Source organism: Blautia massiliensis (ex Durand et al. 2017) (genome assembly GCF_001487165.1).
Lineage (GTDB): Bacteria > Bacillota > Clostridia > Lachnospirales > Lachnospiraceae > Blautia_A > Blautia_A fusiformis.
This window is the reverse complement of the sequence record NZ_LN913006.1, coordinates 1,044,811-1,063,401: the sequence shown is the minus strand read 5'-3', so window position 1 is coordinate 1,063,401 and position 18,591 is coordinate 1,044,811. Positions and strand designations below refer to the sequence as shown.

Genomic DNA, 18,591 nt, shown 5'->3' with positions numbered 1-18,591 from the left:
TCTGACAGATATTATATGTGATGCAGAGATTATTATAACCGCAACTCCCGTCAAAAAGCAACCATACATTCGGTTTTTTGCCGCGGTATAATTTATGAACGGAAATATTTTTATATGTTAAATTTCCTTTAACTGCCAGTGTATTATTTCAACGTTTTCACATACTAGCAATGTAACATCAAACCAAATAACAACCAAGGAGGAAATGAATTATGCCAAGTAACACTTCTTCTAACAAAGCAGTTGTACCGGAAGCAAAGGGCGCACTTGACCGTTTCAAATATGAGGTAGCAAACGAGCTGGGTGTTCCGCTTACAGACGGATACAACGGAAACCTGACTTCCAAACAGAACGGATCCGTAGGCGGATATATGGTCAAAAAGATGATCGAGGCGCAGGAGCGTCAGATGTCCGGCAGTTCCCAGGGCGGCCAGCAGTACTAAATCTGTACGCGCAGGTAGTTTCATTGCTATGCTGAGTTGATCTAAGCTCATGCAAAAAAGATGCTGTCTGACAGAACTGAAAAACTGCCAGACAACATCTTTTTATTTTATATAAGATCCAAAAGTCTTAAAATCCTATATTCATTTACAGCAATTCCTGTACTTTTCGATATACAACCTCTGCAAATTTCTTATGTCCTGCTGCATTCAGATGTTCCTGATCTGCGTCACAGCAATGTACATAGGATGCTGCCGGAAGGAAACTGATATGACGTTCAGCTGCGATTTTTTCATAAACAGGCTGCAGATTTCTGGAAACGATCACAGACTCTCTGGAAAACTCCTGGTCATATCCTTCCTGCCATACTTTTTCTCCCAGATAGATGGGAGACATGAGAAGGACTTTCGCTCTTGGTGCGTATTCCTGGATCTGATCCAGCAGTCTTGTGATTCCCTTTCCAATTACATCTGCGGATGCTCCAAAAACAGTTTTGCAGTCATTGGTTCCCAGCATTAGAGTGATCACATCCGCCTGGGCATGTGTTTCCAGAAGTGTGGGAAGAAGTGCAGTTCCTTTTCTTCCGTCGCGGAGCGGATCTTCGAAAACCGTTGTTCTTCCGCACAGTCCTTCCTCGATCACGCGATATTCTTCTTTATTCAGTTTTTCCTGGAGAAGGCTTGTCCAGCGTACTCCCCACGGTAGTCTCTCTCTGCTCTCTCCGTCATATCCCCATGTATTGGAATCTCCAAAGCATAATACCTGTTTCATTTCACCATATCCCTATCTAATTAGTATGTTTATTTGTTAGGTGAATCATATCATGCTATTCTCATTTGGTCAAATACACAAAAAAAATAGCCTGCTATAGTTTGACTCTATAGCAGGCCATCTTACATACTCTTTTATATACTTTTTATCAGAGATTCTTTTTACAGTCCGATAAATCCTGTAACATCTCCGTTGATCACATAATGTGCACCATTATCTTCCGGTTTAATGTAGATTTTGAGGTCTTTCAGTTCAGAGGCTTTTTTGCCCATGTCTTCTGTCCAGATCTTTTTGATCCTGTCAGCAACCTCTGAAGTATGTATCTCTTTGCCCCAGTACTGAACATATACTTCTGTCACTGGTTCAGCTTTTTTAGCTGCTGTCTTTCTTGTTGTTTTAGCTGCTGTTGTCTTAGCTGTCGTCCTGGTTGTTGTTTTCTTAGCTGCAGCAGTTTTTCGTGTTGTTGTCTTCTTGGCGGCTGTTTTCTTAGCCGGCTCTTCTGATTTTACAGCTGTTGTTTTCTCTTCATCAGATTTTACTTCTGCTGTTTTTTCTTCTATTGGTTTCGCAGCAGCAGGTTTTACCTCTGCTGTCTTCTCAGCTGCTTTTGTCTCTACAGAAGCTTTTGCATCGTCTGTCTTTGGTGTCTCAGCCTTAACGGCTTTCTCTTCGGATGCGGTTACTACAGATTTTGCAGGAGTCTCGCTTACTGAAGCCGTTTTTACAGTTGTCTTGGTTGCAGCTTTCTTTGTTCTAGCCATGTTTATAGCCTCCTTACAAGGGATTTGTTAATCTTTTCTCGAATTTTAGGATATCACTTTTTGTGAAAGAACGCAAGGTTAGATCCCCAGATTTTCCAGTTCTTCACTCATATACCCCTTGAGATGCTCCTTTAAAGCCTTATGCTGAGGCAGGATAAGATCAAAATCCAGTGCCAGGATCTCACCAGCTGCTTCACTTGCATTCTTCAGGATTCCCGCATCATTGTAGATATCACCGATCTTAAATTCCATCAGTCCGCTCTGGCGGATACCGAAAAGATCTCCTGGGCCCCGAAGCTTCAGATCTTCTCCGGCTATATAAAATCCATCATTGGATTCATTGAGGATCTTCAGACGTTTAGAAGTATTTTCTTCATTATTTCCCTGGATAAAAATGCAGTAAGACTGATGCTCTCCACGCCCTACACGGCCCCGAAGCTGATGAAGCTGGGCAAGCCCGAAACGTTCTGCATTTTCCACCATCATAACGGTAGCATTTGGCACATTCACTCCAACCTCCACAACTGTGGTAGATACCAGTACCTGGATCTCGCCGGAAGCAAACGCCTCCATGATCCTGTTTTTCTCTTTTGGCTTCATCTTTCCGTGAAGGATTTCTACTTTGATCTCCCCCGGAAGGATCTCCTGAAGCTTTCTGGCATAATCTGTAACATTCTCTGCCTCCAGGCCTTCGCTCTCTTCCACCATAGGACAGATCACATAAGCCTGCCTTCCCATCTGCACCTGCTTTTCAATAAAAGAATACGCCTTGGGACGGTAGGAAGTTCCTACTACGCAGTTCTTGATCGGAAGTCTTTTTGCAGGAAGCTCGTCAATGATCGAAATATCCAGATCTCCGTATAAAATGATCGCCAGTGTCCGGGGAATGGGGGTTGCGCTCATAACAAGTACATGAGGCGGATTTCCTCTGGTCGTCAGCGCTTCCCTCTGGCGAACGCCGAATCTGTGCTGCTCATCTGTGATCACAAGCCCCAGATTCTTATATTCCACCTTTTCCTGGATCAGGGCATGAGTTCCGATGATCACATTCACTTCACCGTCTGCAATCTTCTGATAGATCTCACGCTTCTGTCTGGCTGTGGTAGATCCTGTCAGAAGCACCGGATGGCAGGAAGCGATATTCTGTTCTTCCATCAGCCTCAGAAAGCCTTCGTAATGCTGATTTGCCAGAACCTCTGTCGGTACCATCAATGCACTCTGAAATCCATTCTCTGCTGAAAGTACCATAGCTAAAAATGCGATCACGGTCTTGCCGCTACCAACATCCCCCTGTACAAGCCTGGACATCAGCTTATGACCGCTCAGATCCCGTTCGATCTCATGCCAGACATTCTTCTGGGCTCCGGTCAGGTCATAGGGAAGCCCTTCTATGATTTCCTCGGTTGTCCATACTGGTTTCATTGGAAAAGTGTTTGGAGCCTCTTCTGTTTTCTCCTTCAAGAGCTGTATTGCCAGCACAAAAAGCAGAAATTCATCGAATACCAGACGTTTCCTGGCTGTGAGAAGCTCCTGCATATTTTTCGGAAAATGGATAGTCCGGATCGCATAATTGGCATCTGCGAGCTGATAGCGTTCCCGTATCTCCTCCGGCAGATATTCCCCATGGAGAGGCCTTGTATCCAAAATCTGATGGACCAACTTCGTGATCATCTTGTTGGAAAGTCCTTTCGTCAGACCATATACAGGCTGCATACTGTGAATGATCTCCTCATAAGCTGCCGGGGTAAAAATCTCCGGATGTTCCATCTGCGGACGGCCTTTTTTTCTGATGATCTTTCCTCTGAGGATAAACACACTGCCCTTTTTGAGTGTTCCCCTCAAATAAGGCGCATTGAACCAGGCAACCGGCAATCGGCCGCTTGCATCTGCCACAGTTGTTGTCAGAACCTGGAGATTGCGTATCTGGTTAATATAAATACCTGTTGCTATAGTGGCACGGATAGAGACTGTTTTGTCCTCCTCTGCTGATGCAATCTCCACAGGCTCCTCATATATATCGTAAGTCCGCGGATAATAACGGAGAAGCTCTTCCGCAGTCGTGATCCCGATCTTCTGGAAAAGCTTCTCTGTTTTCTCACCCACGCCTTTTAATTCACGTAAAGGTGTCTTATCATTCATTTTTTGTGCTCTTTATTCTACAGAAATCAGATAGTAGTAAATTGGCTGTCCACCCTGGTTCAGCTCAACCTCGCACTCCGGATATTTCTCGGTAAGAGAATCAGAAAGTGCCTCTGCATCTTCCTCAGATACATCTTCACCATAGTAAACACTGATGATCTCAGATTCCTCGTCAACCATCTCTGCTACCATCTCCTCCGCTACCTGAAGTCGATCTCTGCCTACTGCAAGGATACCTGCATCACCGATTCCCATGATATCTCCCTCATGGATTTCCTTGTCATCAATACGTGTATCACGGACTGCATAAGTAATCTGTCCGGTCTTCACTCTGGAAATCGCATCGGTCATGGAAGCAAGGTTCTCCTCGCCGCCCTTCTCCGGAACAAAGCTGATCATTGCGGAAATTCCCTGTGGGATTGTCTTGGTTGGTACTACAATGATCTCCTTGTCCTCAGTCAGATCTCTTGCCTGGTTAGCTGCAAGGATAATATTCTTGTTATTCGGGAAAATATAAATTGTTTTTGCATTTACTTTCTCAATAGCATTGAGCATGTCTTCGGTACTCGGATTCATAGTCTGGCCGCCTTCGATCAGATAATCTACGCCAAGCTCACGGAAGATCTGAGAAAGTCCCTCACCTACGGATACGGAAATAAATCCATGATCCTTTGGAGGTTCTTTGTTTTCTGCCTGTTCTTTTGCAAGTTTTTCCGCATCTTTGATCAGTTTTTCCTGATGTTCTTCTCTCATATTGTCAATCTTCATACGGGAAAGCTGACCATACGTGAGTGCGCGTTCAAAAGCCTGTCCCGGATGATTGGTGTGCACGTGTACCTTGACAATCTCATCATCAGCTACCAAAACAATGGAATCACCGATGGAATCCAGAAATTCACGGAAACGGTCGATCTCATCCTGTGGAAGCGGTTTTTCAAGAAGGATAATAAACTCTGTACAATATCCAAATTTGATATCTGCCTCTGCCTGAGGAGAAATCTTTGTGATCTTAGGAGCTGCTGCTTCAAACTGGGAATAATCCACTTCTTTTCCATGATATCCGTCGATGGCACCACGGAAAACTTCCAGAAGTCCCTGTCCGCCAGAATCCACAACACCTGCTTCTTTCAGGACTGGAAGTATCTCTGGTGTTCTGGCAAGAGTTTCCTCTGCATGCTGAAAGATCCCGTCGAAAAAAGCATCCAGATCTTCTGCAGCATCAGCAAGCTCTGCTGCTCTGTCTGCTGCAGCTCTGGCTACAGTAAGAATGGTTCCCTCTTTTGGTTTCATAACTGCTTTGTATGCAGTTTCAACGCCTCGCTCCATAGCTGCGGCAATGGCAGGTGCATCCAGATCTGTAAGTTTACGCACACCTCTGGTAAATCCACGCAGAAGCTGTGACAGGATAACACCAGAATTACCTCTGGCTCCACGGAGGGAACCGGAAGAAATTGCCTTTGCCAGGGATTCCATATCCGGATCTGTAAGAGCACCTACTTCAGAAGCAGCAGACATGATGGTAAGCGTCATATTGGTTCCCGTATCTCCATCAGGTACAGGAAACACATTCAGTTCATTGATCCACTCTTTCTTCGCTTCCAGATTCTTTGCTCCGGACAGAAACATTCTGGAAAGTATTTTAGCATCTATGGTTTTGTTATTCACCACAAGTTCCTCCTCTAAAACTAATCTATTGCACGCACGCCCTCAACCATAATGTTGATCTTTTCAATCTCCATTCCTGTAAAGGCTTCGACTTTATATTTTACATTGTTGACAAGATTGTCCGCAATAGTACTGATATTCACGCCATATGCTACGATGACATGAAAATTCAGCCGGATCTTATTATCATCCGTGATCTTAACACTGATACCATGTTTCAGGCTGTCAATACGCAAAAGCTTGACCAGGCCATCCTTCATACTGATAGCTGCCATTCCGATGATACCAAAACACTCTACCGCCACACTGCCGGCATAAGTCGCAATGACATCTGTATCAATTACGATCTGACCCAATCCGGAATCTATACGTCCATTCATATGGTTACCTCCATTGTTTCATTCAGATTAAATTATATAAAACTATTATAACCTTTTTTTTATAATTACGCAATGATAGAGTTCAACTTGTTTTATCTTATAGAAAAAATCCTTTATTTTCAATGGTTTCCAGTGCTTTTGTATACGGCAACTCTTCGTCTGATTGCGTCTGTTTTCTTTTATTTGTCACAAAAATTGTCAAAATAAAAAGCCATAATACCGGGTGATTTTCTATATTTCAAATCGTTCTAACCTATGCTATACTAAAAGAGCTGTCGAACCTCCAGCAGAAAGGAGGTGGCCACGATGGAAGAAATTCTCACCTCATTCCTTGTCTCCGTTGTAGCAGGCGTAGTTAGCTACTACATATGCAAACGGCTGGACGGTAGACGATAGGCAGCAACAGCCTAAACGGAATAACTCACCGTAACGAGCAAGAAAGCCCCCAGAGCTGCAACTCTGGGGGCTTTCACTTTGCCACTTGGAATCTCACCACATTCCTTAGCTGTTATTATCATATGCTATTACCGGAAAAAAGTCAACTCAAAACGTCATGGAGCTCTCCATATTTTCTGGCGTTTGTCCTAAAAACGTCACAAAACCATATCTCTGAATCACCCCACATATCCAGAAATGGCTTAAAATCAACACTTTCCAGACTTCACGGTATGAATATATTGCTTTTTTCATAATTACGCAATGATAGAGTTCAACTTGTTTTATCTTATAGAAAATTAAGCTCATCCACTCTAGTGAAGGGAAATCCCTGATTGTGATGGAACATGCCGACCGATACTATGAAACCGGTTTTTCTTTTTCGTTTATTTACTTATAATCCTTTTACAAACTCAACTGCATTTTTTATATCTTCTTCATCTGGATGCCCTTTTGCAATTCCACCAACCAGTTTAAATGGGCCAAATGTGTCATAGCCCTTGCACCCGAATTTTCCTATCACTTTAGAACGCTTCTTATCCAAAATCTGCTCTATGGATTTATAATTGGCACTTCCACCATAAGTACAGATCAGAAATACCTTTTTGTCATCCGGTAGATTCTTCTCTGCAAATCCCAATATCGACTGATGAAATTTTGAAAAATAGATTCCTGATGCAAACCCAATCATATCATAACTGCTCACATCTGCATCGGGTTGTTTTACAGCATCGATCAAATCGATCTGGCACGCTTCTGCTACACTTTTTACTAATTTTTCTGTATTTCCATGATGTACAGATGCATATACGATTGCTTTTCTCATTTGTTTTCCTTTCTGCCTGCGCCATCAATCAGGTCATAACTCATGTCCAAAAAGTCCAGTATCTTTGCTTTACTGACCGAACCATCCAGTAAAATCGTGATCCAGTGCTGCTTGTTCATATGGTATCCAGGTAAAAATCCATGCGTCTGAATAATCAAATTCGTCATGTCCGGATCACACTTTACATCCATGATATCAACCGACTCTTTTCCTTCTAATCCCAGTTTCGATTTTTCGACAGTCATGATCACTGCATACCATTTTCCGTTTTTATGTCGAAGTACTGCACTGTCTGGCGAGGTACTCCATAAATATTCCGGAATTGTGCCATACTGTTTCTGCACATATTTAAAGATTTCTTCCGTCTTCACAATCTATTCAACTCCTGACGTTTCTGATATCCTACCTATAATCATACCACATTTTCGGATTCCGAACTACCTGCTAAATTCTTTTGTATTTTTCCGGTTTTCCTGACTTTAATTAATGGAAGGGTAAAACAACTATGACAGGAGGTAAAGATACACTTCCGGAAAATCCCAAGCTCTAATAAAATCCAGAAGAAGCAGATTGAAAATGTTGAATCTAAACAGGCTGCTACCATCCGGGAAAAACAGGATTTGCAAAAAACAGAAGTTGCTAAATATCATTTAACAAAATTTTTTCTGTGTTACTGAATACTTCGCAAACACAACTTGCATCCCTAGGAAAAGAAGAAATTTTATAAAGGGCAAGGTGTCATCTTAACACATCTCTCGCTCTTTCATTACTCCTATATTTCACTCAATAATTCTGTTTCTTTCTGTTTCACTAGTTCAATCTCTTGCTGATATCGTTTTAGTGATGCTTTCATGAGATGATTTCTATTCTCTTGACTCCAAGTATCCATTGTTTTTTGTCCATAAAACAATGTAAAATCATGAATAGTAGCTGCTATTTGTTGAATCGATTCTGACCAGGAATTACATTTCAGCGGTGTACTTGGAAGGTCTGTAATTTTAAAATATAAAGATGTTATTTGTCTGTTAAACATTTGTACATTATCGACTAATTGGTTCTCTGAAATAGTATCATTAGAATATTCTCTATATTGGGCAATGAATTGATTGGCGCAATCTATTATTTCATTTAAATATTGTTTTGCTTGTTTAATGTATTCTTCTTGTGTTACAGTCTGCTGATTTAACATCCTCAATGCATTATAAGAAATCTGTCTTTCTACAAATATCCCATCTATTATTTCGGAATTTTTTCCGTTTCCATACCAATGCTTTTTATCCATTGTATCATCAACCCAAATAGTAATCCAAGCAAAATTACACTTTACCATATCCTGTTCATCATATCCCATATGACAACGTATCATATTAGCTGGCAAACCATTTAATCGCTGTTCTTGTGCCGCATTTTTATAAACATTCGAATATTTTATATCATCAACAATGCTTTTCACTATTCTTACAATATCAGATTCTGCAAAATGATATTTCAAAATAACCTTAGCGGTATATTGTTTTTGTAAAGATTGATGAAATGGCACAACCTCATATATAATATATTCATCAGTATCTTTATATATATTTTGCTTTTCATATGGCGTATACTTCTGAATCGGAAAATAAATGAAAGAGCTAATCCCCCAGCTATGCTGGGGCGAATAGTGTAGTAGTGACGTTGTAGAATGTATAATAAAGCCTCCTATGATACAATAGTAAAGGTGTCTCAAGCCAATACTAAAGAGAATAGGAGGCGGTCCAACGTGGACAGTAGTAGTTTATCACATACAAGGTATAAATGCCAGTATCATATAGTGTTTATACCAAAGTATAGAAAACGAATTATGTACGGAAGATTAAAAGCAGATGTAAGAGAAATAATAAAAAAACTGTGCGATTACCGGAACATAGAAATAGTAGAAGGTGCAGTATGCGCAGATCATGTACATTTGTGTTTAGGCATTCCGCCAAGCGAAAAAGTGTCAGATGTGGTAGGGTACATAAAAGGAAAAAGTGCATTAATGATACACGATAAATATCCGGAAAGTGTAAATGGATGGTCAAAAGCTTTTTGGGCCAGAGGATATTATGTCGCAACAGTAGGCAATATCACAGAAGATGCGGTAAAGGAATACATTCAGCAACAAAAAGAAGAATCGAGAAGAGAAGATACTAGAAGATAGCCTCTTTTAGAGGCCAGCCGGTATAAGTGCTTGAGGCATCCGCCTTTCAGGCGTTGCAGGCATAGGCCCCTTATAGGGGCATAATCAAACCACCAGTTGAACTGGTGGTTCATGACTTAGTTCCTGTTATATTAGCTCTGAACACAGGATGCTGAATATTATCGCCTTTTTGATTCCATATATCTGTCATTCGAATAATAAGTTCGTTTATTTCTTCAAGGGATTTTTTTCCCTTTTTTATTATAAAATCCGCAGTTAATGCATTGCATAAAAAATGTGTATACAAGCTTATTTTATTTTCCGGTGGATAAAAAGCCGAGTTCTCGCTTGCTCCACAAGAAGCCATAACTGCATATCCTGCTCCTGCAAACTCTTCAACCAATTCACTAATTCCTAATGTTTCAACTTTAGGAATCATAAAATCACCTGAGCGGCAGCTATCCAAAATGATAATTTTGTTTTTTGCTTTTATCGCATTCACCAACTCAATCACTTCTTGTACACGTATATTAGTTTCACTGAGTGCAAGTGTTCCATTATTACCATGACCAGAAAAGTAAAAAATATACGTATCATCCGCTTCTACCAACATCGATGCTATTTTCAATTCATCAGCAAGCTCATTTATATTAACCGTACCAGAACTTCCCAAAGTTCTAATATCCCGTTGGGATACGCATAATCCATTTACCAATGCATCCTTCACTGCTATTATATCGTTTTTACAAGCTTCTAAATTTGGTGTTCTTGGGTTATCATAATTACTTACTCCTACCAGTGTAGCTTTTACTGTTCCCATTCTATCCTCGCCTGACTTTTTAAATAATCATACAGTTGTTCATTATTTTCTTTAATATTCTCAATGCCAGCCAGTAGCCTTGCCAATCTCATCCGCACAGATAAATCCAAGTATTGCTGCGAGATATTCCATCCTATGATTCACAATGCCGACCACACACAAAACCATAATTGCTCTATTTCCAACCCATACGCCATTCGGTCCGTAATTATGGTTTTTTCTGAATTTGAAAAGCATATATTGAATCAGCAACGTACATAAGAAAAATCCAATTCCATAAATCGTTAATTCCAGCATATCTTTAACCTCTTCAAGATATTTCTATACAATATATTCCAAGTTTCTTGTTGGAACATGTTCTTATTCCAACGCTACTTCTTCCCTGCTCATATAATTTCTGCACAATATGATCAGCAACTTCCTTCTCTATGGCAACTTTATTCAATCTACCTTCTGCACGGAATTCATATATCCGTTCATTCTTTTCAATTAACCTGTCTATATATGCCATAAGTCGGTGTCTCATCTGAAAAGAACAACCTTTCTGCACATAATAATTTGCTTTCTTGCTTCTGCATGCTGGCAAGCTACTATCTGCTTTGTGATCCCAATTCATTAATTCATCTGTCAGATTAAAATAATCATATACCATGGATTGCTTATTCTGCCCTGTTGCACCTACATCCCAGGTGACATCTAACTGATACGGTTCTCCATCAATATCCACAATATTCCATGCATGTGGCACACACTGTCCGCCTTTTATTGAATCACCCGTTACAACGATACATTTCACATCAACTGCATTCAGAAGAACCTTTACTGCTTTAGCAATTCCTTCACACTGAGCTTTACGATGTGCAAAAACACCGAGTATATTATGTGAGGCAATCACTCTGGACACTTTATCCGTATCAGCTTCTTCATAATCATATTCAATGTTCTGGCAAATCCAGTCGTGCACCCGAAGTTCTTTTTCATAATCATTACATTCCAGCAAATGCAGCTGTCCTGCCAGTTCATTCACTACTTTTTCAATTTTACGATTATATTCTTTTACCTTTTCTTTCGAAAAAAAATACTGCGGACATATCGCAAGACGTCCAAACATATCACTGGCAGTGCTACAAGCGGACTGATTCAAGAAATAAATCAATGGATTATCCCTCGTCATTGCCATGAATATACGCTCAAAACTCTCCTGGCTGAATTCTCCACGCACCGGAATTGGAATAATCTCCTGATGTGACATTACACCTTTGTAAAATGCCTTGTAAATCGCCTGTTCTTGTTTATTCAGTTGATGATAATAATAGCGATCTACAATCATTTCCTGTGACTCCCTTACTCTCCTGTAAAATACACCATAACAACTGTGATATCATCTCCACATCCAAGTTCACTGGTCTCCGTCAGCCAGTTCTTCAGATTTGCCTGTACTGTATCAGCTCCATGCTCCTGAAGCATCTGCAGATAATCCTTACATGTCTTCTGGTACTCTTCATCAGAAGTATAACTGTTTGCAAATCCATCTGTCGAAAGGATATACATATATGGCTCTTCACTTTCCATTTCCCGTCTTCGCACCGATGCCACGGCTTTTCTCCATGCATCCGGTTTTGAAAGGGAATGTGTTTCTGTTCCAAGGAATTTCTCCGGTTCTACCAGTGGTTCGACTTCTTCTTTTGTCACAACACTGATATCTCCGTCTCCGATCTGGAAGGAAAATACAAAGCTGTCAGTCACCAGCATTCCAAGCAGTGTCGTTCCATACAATGAAAATACGGACGGCCACTTGATATTTCCATCTTCATCGGTCATTCCATCTACTTTATTTTTATAAAAAGACTGTTTCACTCTTGCCTGCCACTCTTCACATACATCCTGGGCAAACCGCATATCCCCTTCCCGGTTAAGGAAAGTAATCAGATTAGAAAGTCCTGCTTCATCTTCTCCATAAACTTTCAGGTAGTTCTTCATGACTTCATAGAAAGAATTAACAGCAATCATGGAACCTCTATCACTTCTTGGACATTTAGAACTTCCATGTCCGTCTGCAACTGCGATGATTGCAATTTTATCTGAAATCTCTACAATTCGTTTATTATCCTGGCAAGGCATTTGGTTTCTTACGTGAGTCGCACCCTTGACGATTCCGTCACATATATAGCGTTTCATCCGACTCCTCCTCTTCTTACCAGACAGCTCCTTCATCAAAATCATCTGGATTTGGAATATTACTCATATCAAGTACCAGTGGTGCCCCATTGTTTGCCGGTGCAAACGGATCATCTGCCGGTGCAGATGCTACGGAAGCTCCTGATGCAGCTGCAGGCGTGGATACGGATGCTGCAGGTGTAGATGCTGCAACCGAATTCATTGGCTTACTTGATGGTGCGGATACCATAGAAGCTGTGGTAGATGCCCATTTAATCATCTTTGCAAGTGCTGTTGCATTATTCGCCTGCAGAACAAGCTCTTTATTTCCAGTAAACTCAATCAATACTTCATCATCTGCATCCTGTCCAATGGAGATTGCAATCTTCACTGCTTTTCGGAACCATGGCAGTTTTTTCAGTTTCTCTATGCTCTTTTTATAATCATCTGTCGGCTGTCCATCTGAAAGAAGTACAATCACCGGCGGCAATGCTCTCTCCGGCATTGGTGGAATACTTAACTGTGCAGCCAGAAGATCAAATGCTTTTCCAAGTTCTGTCAGTCCGTTGGCATCCATATCTTCCCAGCCATAATCCTCTACCGGCACCGGACTGGATGTGATCCAACTTGCTCCTGATGAAAACTGTAATGCACGAATCAGAAGTTGTGCATTTGGATTATTGTCCGCTGCTGAGCGCATTTCCGGTATGCACTCCTGAATCGTATTATTTACGATTCCAATCTTCTCTCCATACATAGATCCGGAACAATCTACTACCCAAAAGAAATGAATTGGTCTTGTTGCTAACTCTCCGCCTGGTCTTTGTAATACTTCCATGGTTGATCCCTCCCACATGTGCTTTTATTTTTTTCTCAATCCTTATCTGAACTCCCCTGTTGATTCAGGGAATAAAATCTTTACACCTTTCGCAATTCCAGCTGTCTTTCCTGGAGCAACTGGTATCTGTGTGCCATCTGCTTTCTGATACGTCCAGTTCACCTTGTCCTCATTCCGGATTCCCCAGAGTGCTGGGTTCTTTGGATTCTGAACGACAGAACCTACTACGGTATCCATATCAAAATCATCGTAAACATGGTGATGTAACAGCTTCGTATTCTGATGTAACAGCACCCGATTCTTTCCAATGATAATCTTATTTGGTACCTGTATTGTCTTTCCACAGTTCCAACAGGTATGTGCCACACCCTTTGTTTCCAGATCTTCATCATAAAAGAGCTGTGCACCGCAGGAACACTGTAACATTCCGCTCATCATGTTAGAGAATAACGTCATCCATTCCGGCTCTGTAATACGTTTGCTCGGCTCATTCAGTCCGACTGTAAATGCTCTGGTAAACATCTGACGCAATTTCTCCGGATACAGTGGCCAGTAAATCGTTGCATTATCATGGATTCCTTTCACCGGTCTGTTCGTCTTATTATTCGGATCAAAGATAAATACCGGATCTGTGCCATACAACTTCACTCTGGCTGCCATATCCATGCAACGGATACTTGCTTCCAATTTTCCTTCCAGTGGATGATTCACCATAAAAAGATAGAACAACAGCACAGAAAGCGAATATCTGTCTGTATCTTTGGATGGACGTTTCTCACCTCTTACAATCTCCGGTGCCATAAATCCCGGTGTACCAAGGACTCCACCTGGCTTACTGTTATCAAAGGATACGTTGTCATTGTCACAAATCAGTACATCTCCATTATCCGGATTAAAGAATAAGTTTCCAAAAGAAATATCCTGATACTTGGCTCCCATAGCGTGCAGTTTCTGGTAGCCTCTGGTCAGATTAAAAGCAGTTCTGCAGAGGGTATAAAAAGATGGATTCACACGTTTCTTCATCAAGTCCACGATACTTTTATAATTTTTCGGTCGAAGAGGCATGATATAACCATACAGATCACTTTTCACCGGCACAATCAGCTCCATAGGCCAGAGAAAACTTTCATCTGGTGAACCTTTGGCAATGATCGTTTCCAAAATCTTTTTCTGACGTTCCGTAGCACTGCCCTTAAAGTACCATTTCAGTGCATAATGATTGCCGCTACATTTCACATCATAGACTTCTCCCTGCCCACCGGCTCCCAGGAGACTGACTATCTCATATTTGTTTCCACTCTCTGAAGTGAGAATTGTTCCATTTTTTAATTGTCCTTCCATTATGGTATCTGCCTCCTTTGTTTGATCAACTGCAATACCTGATTTACTACACTGCCATCCGCCACGATCATGCAATAGGATTTATTTCCAAATTGCATCTCACAGGCATTGCTGTATGGAGTAATTGCGGTCAGATAACGATAGGTCTTGTCAAATCCCCACTCCGTTGCCTGAAACACAATTCTCTGATTTGTTATATATAAAATTCCTCTATGCTGAATTAATTCAGTATGTTCGACTGTTTTTCCTCTTCCTGAACTCACCCTGGTCCCTTCAAATAATCCGGGAGCACTTCCTCCCACATGTCGGAACTCTTTTACAGTCTTCTTTTCCATATTGATTGCTTTATCAATAAAATGTATCTTTTCTCCCCGTTTCAGGAATAATTTGTCTGTATTCAAAATCGGAAGTCTGCCCGCGATAATCTCCTGCCTTGCTACATCCGGTAAAATCGTTGTCACCGTGGGAATCTGATTTCGATTTCCAAACAGTATATCAAAAAGCCCCATCCTTTCACCTCTTTGTTCTGTTAATATACCGTGAATTTTCTCTTTCGTTGTCGCATAGCAGGCGACAATCTGAATTCTAGGCTATACCAGTTGATATTTAAATTTGTTCTTTCTGGCGTATTCTTCTGCATAAGATCCAAAAGAACATTGCATAATAAACTGTTTATCCGTATTAGTAAATGCATTCTTCCCGATCTTTTTTACACTATCTGGAATCACAATAAAGTCCAAAGAACTGCATCCGAAAAATGCCCGTTCACCGATTTCATTCAACCTCTCATGCAATTCCACTTTTTTCAAATTTATGCAGCCTTCAAACATATGCTCTGGTATCTTGTCCATATTTGAAGGAATCGTTACATGTTCCAGCAACTGGCAATCCGCCACCACACCATTACCTATCCAAAACACACTTTCAGGAATCGCTATTGTTCTTAAGCCAGTTCCTTTAAAAGCTTCATTTCCAATTGTCTTAAGCGCCCCTGGTAAGGATACTGATTTTAAATTTCCGCAATTTTCAAAAGCGTAATCATCGATCTCCTCGATACTGATCGGCAGTACTACCTGATGTAATTTATCACATCCAGAAAAAGCATTTCTTCCAATGCAGACAATTCCCTCTGTCAAAATCGCTTCCTCTGTAGAAGAATTACAAAAACTGTCAGCCGCAATTTCTACTACTGGAGTATTTCCAGATCTGTTTTGAAAAATGATTGTCTGATTTTTGGATCCACGAAATCCAGTAACTGCCAACCCATTTCCTCTCTGACTTCTTTTATATTCAAAAAGATCTCCGTAAACTTTACCAGAAGATGACTGTTCGCCCTGAATCGCCGGCCCACTTCCCTGCTTCTGTACAGAAATGTCACAGGCTTTTCCCAGCACTTTTCCTCCATAACAGGAACACCACACCGATACAATCCAGTCTGCATTAACACGGCTCATACCAAAATCATCCATAAGCTGCTTCACATATCGAAAAGCAAATGTATTATTGATATAAGATGCACTCTGTATATCCTGAGCAATTCCCATATTATATGCCATCAATAATAGATTTACATTTTTTGCCTGATCCGGAAATAAGTCTTTCACCAATGCGGTAAATTTCTTTCTATCATCCAGAGCTGCCTGATACTTCCACAGCATTTCTTCAAAATCCTGTTCAAAAATAATCAATCACCTTCTTCCCCGTTATTATGTGGCTCTCAATTTTACTCCACACCAAGTGCTTTAAATACTGCCTCTTCCACGGAAGAATAAAAAATAAGGCTAAATGCACCAACCAGATCCGATGGTACCGTTCCCAAATCTCCGGCAGAAGTAATTGGAAGCAACACTTTCTTTGCACCACTATCCAGGCATACCTGCAACGTACTTGCCAGTTCATCTACTTTAATCAAAGTGCCGCCAATACTGATTTCTCCAAGAATTGCAAGACTGTTCAGCGGTGTTTTTCCAAGTGCTGCGGAACAGATTGCAATCAATGTCGGCAATGCCAGATTTCCTGTCATTCCAATACCCTGCATATCCTGATAATTAATAATATAGTCCTTTGTTGTGGTACTAATCAGACCGGAAATTCGGTTTCCATTAGCTTTCAAATAGTTAAATGCTGTATTTGTTGCTTCTTTCGGCTCTTTTCCTGCGCCAATACCGGTACAAGTCAACTTTCCATTACCAGGCATCATCTGAGTTTCCAACATATAACAACCGATCATACCTGTCTTTGACTTGGAAACCGTATAAACAGATCCTGGTTTACCCATTCCCTCAGGAATCAGCTTACCGCCACCCTGCTCCGGAACAGAAACATAATGTTCCTCAAAACTGTCATTATCCGTATAGGAAAAATTCACATCATAGAACTCCATACCACCAATTTTTTTCAGCTGCTCTTTTACTCTACGGCGAAGTTCCAACGAAATCTCTACAATCTCACGTAACTCTTCTTTTGTTACTTCTCCATCCGGATATAACAACTTCGTAAATCCGGAAATCATCTTACGGACTGCAATGGTATCACGTTGGTTCAGGTTGTTTCCCAAACGGAAATACTTATCCATCAGATCACTGTAGCTGTCTTTACGCAATTCACGCATAAACTCTGACAAATAATCGGTAATAAATCCATAATCATTGGTAAAAGAATCCGGTCTGTATTTCGGAATCTCCCATCCAGGAATATAACAATGCATACGATCCAGAAATGCTGTATCGGTTCCCATTTCAGATGGGAATGGATCAAATAAACTGGAAGTTTTTAAAAGAGTTTCCACGCTCTGATTGATATTTCCCACAAACACCATGGACGCTTTTGCCTGAATCTCTGCTTTTCCTCGTGAAAATGCTCCGGAAGCCATGTATCCTTTCATAATCTGAATTCCGTCTTTATCTTTAAACTTGATACCAGCAACCTCATCAAAAGCTACGCAATCCCACATGCCAACAAGACCAACCGTATGATTGGACATATTATAGAAAAGGTTAGCAACTGTTGTCTGACCACCGGCAACAAGAATACTATTTGGAGAAATCTGCTCATATATGTAAGACTTACCGGTGGATCGAGGTCCTAACTCACAAAGATTAAAGTTATTCTCCACCAGCGGAATCATACGGGCAATCAACAGCCACTTTGCTCTCTCGCTGAAACGCTCCGGCTCCAAACCAGTTGAACGGAGAAGAATATCCATCCATTCATCCTTGGTAAAAGCTTTTCTGCCATTCTTCACTTCATCCATATCCACATGAGGCATCTGGATCGGCGTCAGCTTCCGGATACGGATTGGCTGCGTATTTTTCTTATCTTCCTCGATAAACTCATACTCCATCTGCAGAATACACCAGATACCCCCACAGAGTAATCTGTCATAATCCTTCACATAATCTGGATGAAGCGGAATCCCTTTTATGCCCAAATTGGAAAACGTCGCTTCATAACGGTCTTCCTTTGTATTCAATACAACCGTGATACGATCAATCACCGTATAACTACCTCTTTCACGCAAAAGAGAGAGAATCTTTTGTGCCTCATCCGGACGCACATAATTATCTCTCAAAATACGCTTTACGTTTTCTACTCCTTCTTCAATGATCTCTTCATCATCGGAATTACAATACTGTCCGAGAAGATATTCCAATACATAAACCGGAACATTGGCGCCTTCACGAATGGACTTTGTTAAATCCTTCCGGACAATACGACCGTCATAGTACTGACGGAGTTTTTGCTTTATTTCTTCTCGCTTGTCCTCTGTTGTATTTTCCTGTACATTATTATATTCTTCCATATCAGTTTTTCCTTCCCTCTTTTAATACATATGCTGTGCTCTTATACGAATCCTGTC

At 41.0% G+C, this 18,591-nt stretch carries 19 protein-coding genes; 2 read left to right on the top strand and 17 right to left on the bottom strand.

Translation table 11 applies throughout. The features are described 5' to 3' along the window. Positions 1-212 precede the first annotated feature (212 nt). A complete protein-coding gene (locus tag BN3261_RS05850; RefSeq protein WP_022426343.1) occupies positions 213-443 on the top strand; it encodes an alpha/beta-type small acid-soluble spore protein in 231 nt (76 codons plus the stop codon). Between the two features lie 145 nt (positions 444-588). Here BN3261_RS05850 and BN3261_RS05845 read toward each other — a convergent pair whose 3' ends face one another. The 8 genes from BN3261_RS05845 to BN3261_RS05810 form a co-directional block, all read right to left on the bottom strand. Then, positions 589-1,212 carry a GDSL-type esterase/lipase family protein gene (locus BN3261_RS05845; protein ID WP_059085705.1) on the bottom strand — a complete coding sequence of 208 codons (624 nt, stop codon included), beginning with the start codon at positions 1,210-1,212 and terminating at the stop codon, positions 589-591. 161 nt (positions 1,213-1,373) lie between these two features. Next, a complete protein-coding gene (locus tag BN3261_RS05840) occupies positions 1,374-1,973 on the bottom strand; it encodes a DUF6465 family protein (RefSeq protein ID WP_235812346.1) in 600 nt (199 codons plus the stop codon). A gap of 78 nt (positions 1,974-2,051) precedes the next feature. Then, entirely contained in the window at positions 2,052-4,112 is a 2,061-nt protein-coding gene (gene recG, locus BN3261_RS05835; RefSeq protein WP_015524901.1) for an ATP-dependent DNA helicase RecG, read from the bottom strand. A gap of 12 nt (positions 4,113-4,124) precedes the next feature. Then, positions 4,125-5,777, bottom strand: a complete 1,653-nt coding sequence (locus BN3261_RS05830) for a DAK2 domain-containing protein (RefSeq protein WP_110925762.1) — start codon at positions 5,775-5,777, stop codon at positions 4,125-4,127. A gap of 20 nt (positions 5,778-5,797) precedes the next feature. Beyond that, a complete protein-coding gene (locus BN3261_RS05825) occupies positions 5,798-6,157 on the bottom strand; it encodes an Asp23/Gls24 family envelope stress response protein (protein WP_015524900.1) in 360 nt (119 codons plus the stop codon). An 829-nt stretch (positions 6,158-6,986) separates the two neighbouring features. Continuing rightward, on the bottom strand, positions 6,987-7,418 hold the full coding sequence (locus BN3261_RS05820) for a flavodoxin family protein (protein WP_059085704.1): 432 nt from the start codon (positions 7,416-7,418) through the stop codon (positions 6,987-6,989). Then, on the bottom strand, positions 7,415-7,789 hold the full coding sequence (locus BN3261_RS05815; protein ID WP_059085703.1) for an MmcQ/YjbR family DNA-binding protein: 375 nt from the start codon (positions 7,787-7,789) through the stop codon (positions 7,415-7,417). The genes BN3261_RS05820 and BN3261_RS05815 overlap by 4 nt, the downstream gene beginning before the upstream one ends. Positions 7,790-8,190: 401 nt before the next feature. Continuing rightward, on the bottom strand, positions 8,191-8,958 hold the full coding sequence (locus BN3261_RS05810; protein WP_059085702.1) for a hypothetical protein: 768 nt from the start codon (positions 8,956-8,958) through the stop codon (positions 8,191-8,193). Positions 8,959-9,177: 219 nt separating this feature from the next. Here BN3261_RS05810 and tnpA point away from each other — a divergent pair, with 219 nt between their 5' ends. Next, entirely contained in the window at positions 9,178-9,597 is a 420-nt protein-coding gene (gene tnpA, locus BN3261_RS05805; RefSeq protein WP_059085701.1) for an IS200/IS605 family transposase, read from the top strand. A 109-nt stretch (positions 9,598-9,706) separates the two neighbouring features. Here tnpA and BN3261_RS05800 read toward each other — a convergent pair whose 3' ends face one another. The 9 genes from BN3261_RS05800 to brxL form a co-directional block, all read right to left on the bottom strand. Beyond that, the gene (locus BN3261_RS05800) at positions 9,707-10,396 is read right to left on the bottom strand and encodes a caspase family protein (RefSeq protein ID WP_059085700.1); all 690 of its coding nucleotides are present in this window, start codon (positions 10,394-10,396) and stop codon (positions 9,707-9,709) included. 60 nt (positions 10,397-10,456) lie between these two features. Further along, complete coding sequence (locus BN3261_RS05795; RefSeq protein ID WP_059085699.1) at positions 10,457-10,693, bottom strand: hypothetical protein; 237 nt, start codon at positions 10,691-10,693, stop codon at positions 10,457-10,459. A 13-nt stretch (positions 10,694-10,706) separates the two neighbouring features. Further along, on the bottom strand, positions 10,707-11,726 hold the full coding sequence (locus tag BN3261_RS05790) for a transglutaminase domain-containing protein (protein WP_059085698.1): 1,020 nt from the start codon (positions 11,724-11,726) through the stop codon (positions 10,707-10,709). Positions 11,727-11,740: 14 nt separating this feature from the next. Beyond that, positions 11,741-12,574 (bottom strand): PP2C family serine/threonine-protein phosphatase, encoded by an 834-nt coding sequence (locus BN3261_RS05785; protein WP_059085697.1) that lies wholly within the window; start codon positions 12,572-12,574, stop codon positions 11,741-11,743. A gap of 16 nt (positions 12,575-12,590) precedes the next feature. Beyond that, positions 12,591-13,391, bottom strand: coding sequence for a vWA domain-containing protein (locus BN3261_RS05780; RefSeq protein ID WP_059085696.1), 801 nt, complete (start codon positions 13,389-13,391; stop codon positions 12,591-12,593). 42 nt (positions 13,392-13,433) lie between these two features. Then, entirely contained in the window at positions 13,434-14,732 is a 1,299-nt protein-coding gene (locus tag BN3261_RS05775) for a serine/threonine-protein kinase (RefSeq protein WP_059085695.1), read from the bottom strand. Then, positions 14,732-15,241 carry a hypothetical protein gene (locus BN3261_RS05770; protein WP_059085694.1) on the bottom strand — a complete coding sequence of 170 codons (510 nt, stop codon included), beginning with the start codon at positions 15,239-15,241 and terminating at the stop codon, positions 14,732-14,734. The genes BN3261_RS05775 and BN3261_RS05770 overlap by 1 nt, the downstream gene beginning before the upstream one ends. Before the next feature lie 81 nt (positions 15,242-15,322). Continuing rightward, entirely contained in the window at positions 15,323-16,201 is an 879-nt protein-coding gene (locus BN3261_RS05765) for a leucine-rich repeat domain-containing protein (protein WP_199874101.1), read from the bottom strand. A gap of 254 nt (positions 16,202-16,455) precedes the next feature. After that, a complete protein-coding gene (gene brxL, locus BN3261_RS05760; RefSeq protein WP_059085692.1) occupies positions 16,456-18,534 on the bottom strand; it encodes a protease Lon-related BREX system protein BrxL in 2,079 nt (692 codons plus the stop codon). Positions 18,535-18,591: the final 57 nt, after the last annotated feature.

Excerpts from the sequence above, each read along its gene's own strand:
- BN3261_RS05850 (WP_022426343.1), top strand. The coding sequence starts at position 213 with ATGCCAAGTAACACTTCTTCTAACAAAGCAGTTGTACCGGAAGCAAAG.
- BN3261_RS05845 (WP_059085705.1), bottom strand. The coding sequence starts at position 1,212 with ATGAAACAGGTATTATGCTTTGGAGATTCCAATACATGGGGATATGAC.
- BN3261_RS05840 (WP_235812346.1), bottom strand. The coding sequence starts at position 1,973 with ATGGCTAGAACAAAGAAAGCTGCAACCAAGACAACTGTAAAAACGGCT.
- recG (WP_015524901.1), bottom strand. The coding sequence starts at position 4,112 with ATGAATGATAAGACACCTTTACGTGAATTAAAAGGCGTGGGTGAGAAA.
- BN3261_RS05825 (WP_015524900.1), bottom strand. The coding sequence starts at position 6,157 with ATGAATGGACGTATAGATTCCGGATTGGGTCAGATCGTAATTGATACA.
- BN3261_RS05820 (WP_059085704.1), bottom strand. The coding sequence starts at position 7,418 with ATGAGAAAAGCAATCGTATATGCATCTGTACATCATGGAAATACAGAA.
- BN3261_RS05800 (WP_059085700.1), bottom strand. The coding sequence starts at position 10,396 with ATGGGAACAGTAAAAGCTACACTGGTAGGAGTAAGTAATTATGATAAC.
- BN3261_RS05795 (WP_059085699.1), bottom strand. The coding sequence starts at position 10,693 with ATGCTGGAATTAACGATTTATGGAATTGGATTTTTCTTATGTACGTTG.
- BN3261_RS05790 (WP_059085698.1), bottom strand. The coding sequence starts at position 11,726 with ATGATTGTAGATCGCTATTATTATCATCAACTGAATAAACAAGAACAG.
- BN3261_RS05785 (WP_059085697.1), bottom strand. The coding sequence starts at position 12,574 with ATGAAACGCTATATATGTGACGGAATCGTCAAGGGTGCGACTCACGTA.
- BN3261_RS05780 (WP_059085696.1), bottom strand. The coding sequence starts at position 13,391 with ATGGAAGTATTACAAAGACCAGGCGGAGAGTTAGCAACAAGACCAATT.
- BN3261_RS05775 (WP_059085695.1), bottom strand. The coding sequence starts at position 14,732 with ATGGAAGGACAATTAAAAAATGGAACAATTCTCACTTCAGAGAGTGGA.
- BN3261_RS05770 (WP_059085694.1), bottom strand. The coding sequence starts at position 15,241 with ATGGGGCTTTTTGATATACTGTTTGGAAATCGAAATCAGATTCCCACG.
- BN3261_RS05765 (WP_199874101.1), bottom strand. The coding sequence starts at position 16,201 with ATGGATGATTTTGGTATGAGCCGTGTTAATGCAGACTGGATTGTATCG.
- brxL (WP_059085692.1), bottom strand. The coding sequence starts at position 18,534 with ATGGAAGAATATAATAATGTACAGGAAAATACAACAGAGGACAAGCGA.